Here is a 5,048-nt window from a genome sequence, read left to right on the forward strand (position 1 = left end):
CAGATCACCATACCGGCCAGCGGCTTCTTGAAAGGCCGCGAGGAAAAGGCCTGAGAGAAGAACGCACTCGATCACCGAACATCAGGTTGGAAAGCTTCTTGCATCGAGGGCGGCAACCAGAGAAGAATGATGCCGCCGATGCCGAGGCCATCGTCACTGCGGCGCGTCAGCCTGAAATGCGCTTCGTCGAACCCAAGACGCCAGATCAGCAAGCGAGGGCGGTTCTGTTCCGCGCTCGCGAACGCATTATCCACCAACGCACGGAACTGGTGAACGCGCTGGGCGCGGTGCTCTATGAGTACGGGCAGGTTGTTCCGCTCGGAATCGGCCACATCAAGCGCATCGAGGGATCCTCGCGTGGCGGGGGCCATTTCGCTCGCCGCATCGGGAGGAGCCTGGCGATTTGGGCCGGCGATGTCCAGGTTCGGATGCCGCGCTCCGCTTCGGCGTCAGGCAGCCTTTCACCACGAAGAGCCGCCCCGTGGTATCGACGGAAGGGGGAGGGGAGTATGCGTCAGTCGACGTCGCGGAGCATATCTCTGCAAACAGGACAGGTGATGCGCCACCCCAGCAACTGCTTCGTAAGATTGGACCTGCTGCTGGAGCGATGTGATCGGGGTTGCAGTTTGTGCAGCACTGCATTGGTCTCGCGGCGATCAGACGGCGTGATGATTGAGCGACATTTGTGATGGTCATTCGACGCACTACGGTCGGCTTGGTGGCGAACATGCTGGCGAGACGAATTTCCTGATCCTCGGTCAGACGGAGATCCGCAGCTCGCAACGAGGAGACCTCCGGCAAGCAGTGCCGAAGTATGACGAATGGCGGGACCGCATAGAAGGTGGTGTGCCGGCTGATCCACGACGACAGGAGTTCGTCAGGATGGGGCGGCAACATCACGGGTAGCCGCCGTGGATCGCCATCCCATTCGAGCCAGCCGTGATTGCGCCGGAACTCGCCAAGTGGGCCGGAGGCGAGCATTGCCTGTTCGTCCACGGACGTTTGGAGCCTCGCAATCCGGTGCGACGTAGGTCAGCCTGGCAGTAGAGTTCGCTCATGAAGCATGTTTGGCAGTCCTGGTGACGAGCAATCTGCGGCTGGCCTTGCTCGGCCGGCTCGAAAACGTTGGTCGGGCAGATCTCGACGCATACGTTGCAGCCGAGCCAAGCCGATGCTCTCGGCGCGCTGGGCGTTATAGCTTCTCGAAGGCGATCACAAGGACGTCGCGATAAGCGTATGGCATTTTCAGGTTTTCGGCCACAATCGACGATACATCGTGAAAGGTTTCGCGGTCGTTGCAGATCACAAAATCATTCGGGCGGTTCATTTCGACCTCGCCGAGGAACTGCTTTGAGGCGTCGGTGATCATGCTCATGCCACCGGTGACGTTGACCCGCCCAATCATATAGCAAGCAATGAAGTCCACCCCGTCCTGGTGAAGGCCCTCTGGTGCCGGTTTGCCGTTTACACCATCCCGGGCGACAATCCGGTAGGGATGGATCTTAATATTCCAACGATCATGCCGGGCGAGTTCACATAGAATTCTGCATAAACCTGTCAGAATTTTCTCTAAGATAGGATGTTCTATAAAAGATAGTTCAAGAGGCTCGAAGTAACGCTTAAAGCCGCCGTTAAGATGATTGACACTTTTTGATTGTTCGTAAGGCGCGTGGGGTAGGACTCTAAAGAGTCCATCAGATGAGTCATATTCAAACGCGCTATAGCGTCTGTAACGATATGCCCCGCCGTCCCGCATGTATTCATCGAGAAGAAGTCGATCCCAATGGTCAGCAAAATTCTTCCAGTCCGCATCAATTTCGATGCCAAAGCAGGCTTCGGTGCACTCACCTTTTGAAAACCACCATCCATTTGTAACGAGATGGTGTGTGCATTGTTGACTGAAGCTGCTCGCCACCTGGGGTGGGCTGTTTTCCATACCAGTCTCCCTTTTGGCGCTGTGGCGAGAGCGGGACGCTTTGGACGACACTCTGTGGCTTGCGGCATCGTATTCCCAAAGGTGGCGGTCCCTAATGTATTTCGGCGCTCTGGCTACGATCGACCGAGGCAGAAAGCGTGTGTGATCGATCGTGTAGCTGACGCTCCCGCTGACGCCCTCGAGGGCGGTTGCTATGGCCCGTTCGCACATCTGGTGAATAGTACTGCCCCATGCACCTGAAACCGCCTCCTGGGACCAGGCTTGCTCAAGTCCTTGCTTCAAAACGATTGATGCGACGTCGAGAGAAGCGTTTTCGAGGTGACGCAGCGCGTCCAAGATAATGGCCGCCGCAGGGGCCTCGCGGACTTCGAGAACCTTTTGGCCGGTTGTAATGTGTTCAAGCCCGACAAAGCGACCGTGTCCGAATTTACCGACCGCGTTATTCAGGAACGCGATTGCGTCGATCAATGCAACATCACGGTCATCAATTGACACGAGGCTTCCGTCCGCAAACCCTAATTTGATCTCTTCCGGCTGCTCTTCGGGACTGTTGCGCGTCCAAGCAAATGCCTCTTCGGGGATGGAAAAGTTCTCGGGATCTTCCAAAGGCCCGGACTCGAATTCCCGACACCAGAGGTTTTCGTCCGCGCTCCACGTTCGGTCCGCCACAAAAGTCGCTCCGCACTTGGAGAGATCGGAGGCCTTCTGTTGTCGGGATATCACAGAGCATTCATATGGACTGCCGAAGTTGCCGGAAAATCCCGAGCGCTTGATGCTATTGTTAAGCCGCGGAAGACTGTTTTGAGAAAGGTTTGCTGTGTGAAGAACCAGCTGTGAGCCGATTGACCTTGCATGATCAACAACCAGCGAGGCGATTATGGGACGGCTTAACGAACTGCTCAACGGATAGTCGCCAAGGTACTTGGCGTGGGCTCGAATGGCCGGTTTCACGCCTTGTTCGACAAAGGCACCCCGCCCTTCGAGGCAGACAAAGCGCGCGCCGAACATGGCTGCCGTCCGTTCCAACGAAGGCTGATCGACGCGCGTTCCGACATCCACTGCGACAGCTTCAATGTTCCCAAAGCCAAGGCTTTGCAGCTTGTAGAGGAGATAGGTGCTGTCGAGACCGCCGCTGAACATGGTTGCAACTGGTGCGGTTCGATCCGGAAAAGCCTCCAGATCTTCAAAACTCGAAATGCCGCCGATGGAGCGTTTGGTGGAAGCCAAGATGGGGTTCATTGGGTAGCCTTGTTCTCAAACCAGATGCCAGCAAAGGTCCCAACGAGGACGAGGCCTGCGCCTGTCACGTTCGGGATTGTAAAAGGTTCATTCAGGAGAAGGTGCGCGAGAACGAAACCAAAAAAAGGTTCTGTTCCCATCAAGAAGCCAACGCGTGTCGGCGTGGATTTTCTCACTGCGACATTTTGAATATAGAATGCAGCGAAGGTGCAGAATAGTGCAAGGAAGGCAACAGCGCCCCAAAACTGAAGCGTGGCCCTCACAACAATACCGGAAATTCCAAACTGAGCGACGGCCAAAACGAAAGTGAGTGTTGCCACCGTCGATCCCTGGATGGACGTCAGGGCTGCAGATGAAATCTGCCGGCCGGCCAGAAGACGTTTGGTGGAAACGATCATAACCGCTCGCAGAATCGCAGCCCCTAAGACGAGCGCGTCACCCGGACCGAACCTGCTGATCCCGCCCGTGAGAATACCGACACCGATGCACGATATTGTGGCACTTGCCAAAATGCCCGCAGGTGGAAGTCGCCGTGATAGCCCATAGTCAATGATCGGCGTGAAAATCACACAAAGCGAAATGATCAGGGCCGCGTTCATTGCGCTGGTCGACGCAACGCCGTAAGTTTCAGCAATAAAGATGGAAAAAAGTATTGTCCCTAATGTGAGGCCGCGGAGGGAATCACCCCAGGAGGCGACTATGATCTCACGCCTTGCAACCACTGCCGTAAGGATTGTACTAAACAGGAAGCGATAAAGAACAAGGATCGAAACCGGCGCGTAGAATAGTGCGCCTTTCGCGACCGGATAGCTCGCCCCCCAAACGCATGCGACTCCCAGCAAGGCTAGGTCCACCGAGAAAGATGACGTCCGTGTTTTCCTGACAGGTATTGGAGAACTTTCGAACACGTCCATCTTCAAAGTTTCCTTTGTGCTAGCCATCCACCCTGCTGCGAGGTCAAACAGATCAGGTCTTTCAGTTGACGCCAGCACCGGTGAACTGGTCTGGCGCTTTCGCGAGGCGCTCATTGACGACACACCGCTGGCGGGCGGGAGGATCGAGCGGCTTGTGTCAGTCCTCTCCAGTCGCAGGATTCTATCCTCCTCACGCTAGGTAGAAAGATTGTTGCTTACGAGTTTGCCCATTCCGGTTGCAGCGGAGGGGGTGGATCGCCTGCACAGATCTCGGGGGACCACTCTCTGAGGCTCCTTTAGACCTCTTGGGCGATCCGTGCCGCGGCGTATGTTTTTAGTAACGCAAGTGCCGTGCCGAATCGGGAAACCGTTGCTAGACAACAACTTGGTCGCGCTGATTTCGGCGGTTCATGTCCATCGTTGTCAGAATGCCGACAATGATTTCAACTGTAGGGATCCTACCGGCAGGGCCACATAGGCCGCTTTGTATCGGAATCGGGCAGCCGCTGATCGGGTTGGAGCTGGACAGGGCTCTAGCCGCGGTAACGATTGTCACTTGCTATGCATTGCACATGCAGTGAATAGGAGACATTCCGAGTTTTGTCGTGACGAATGCACGGCTCGAAGTGATGTGAATGGGCGGGTGGCCCCGGCAACGCCGACCATAGGAGTCTGCTTGTGCCTGACCTGGAGGCAGTCCTCACATTGAATCTCGCCATGATGTTCGGACCATGGTGGTCAGACGTGGCCCGGCTTGCCATTGAAGTCACCAGGACGAATGCCGTGGAGCACGCCTCGCCGGGCGGTCTGCCCCGCGTCCCGCCTCGGGCGGCGCTTCTCTAATCGGCGAGGCGAGGTCAAGCTCTTTGGCAATGTCTCCTCTTGGCACGTTCCAGCCAAAATCGCTGCTATGCAGAAGCAGGCTTGCCCTGTCTTCGTCCGGACACTGCAGTGTTCAA

The 5,048-nt window shown here is 56.3% G+C and carries 3 protein-coding genes and 1 pseudogene; 1 reads left to right on the forward strand and 3 read right to left on the reverse strand.

The annotated features are described in order from the left end of the window. Positions 1-347: pseudogene (locus PU724_RS33425) on the forward strand (IS110 family transposase); the annotation flags it as partial. On the opposite strand, the gene PU724_RS33430 reads toward PU724_RS33425, so the two are convergent. The 3 genes from PU724_RS33430 to PU724_RS33440 all read right to left on the reverse strand — a co-directional run bounded on the left by PU724_RS33430 (position 334) and on the right by PU724_RS33440 (position 4,089). After that, a complete protein-coding gene (locus PU724_RS33430; RefSeq protein WP_354426037.1) occupies positions 334-981 on the reverse strand; it encodes a TniQ family protein in 648 nt (215 codons plus the stop codon). The pseudogene PU724_RS33425 and the gene PU724_RS33430 sit on opposite strands and share 14 nt — an antisense overlap. Before the next feature lie 211 nt (positions 982-1,192). Next, positions 1,193-3,175 (reverse strand): argininosuccinate synthase-related protein, encoded by a 1,983-nt coding sequence (locus PU724_RS33435; RefSeq protein WP_354426034.1) that lies wholly within the window; start codon positions 3,173-3,175, stop codon positions 1,193-1,195. Next, the gene (locus PU724_RS33440; protein ID WP_354426035.1) at positions 3,172-4,089 is read right to left on the reverse strand and encodes a DMT family transporter; all 918 of its coding nucleotides are present in this window, start codon (positions 4,087-4,089) and stop codon (positions 3,172-3,174) included. Before PU724_RS33440 ends, PU724_RS33435 begins: the two co-directional genes overlap by 4 nt. Positions 4,090-5,048 lie beyond the last annotated feature (959 nt).

This window comes from Mesorhizobium abyssinicae (assembly GCF_049887195.1).
Taxonomy (GTDB): domain Bacteria; phylum Pseudomonadota; class Alphaproteobacteria; order Rhizobiales; family Rhizobiaceae; genus Mesorhizobium; species Mesorhizobium abyssinicae.

What these genes read in the sequence shown, in the direction of transcription:
- PU724_RS33430 (WP_354426037.1), bottom strand. Translation starts at nt 981, where the DNA reads ATGCTCGCCTCCGGCCCACTTGGCGAGTTCCGGCGCAATCACGGCTGG.
- PU724_RS33435 (WP_354426034.1), bottom strand. Translation starts at nt 3,175, where the DNA reads ATGAACCCCATCTTGGCTTCCACCAAACGCTCCATCGGCGGCATTTCG.
- PU724_RS33440 (WP_354426035.1), bottom strand. Translation starts at nt 4,089, where the DNA reads ATGGACGTGTTCGAAAGTTCTCCAATACCTGTCAGGAAAACACGGACG.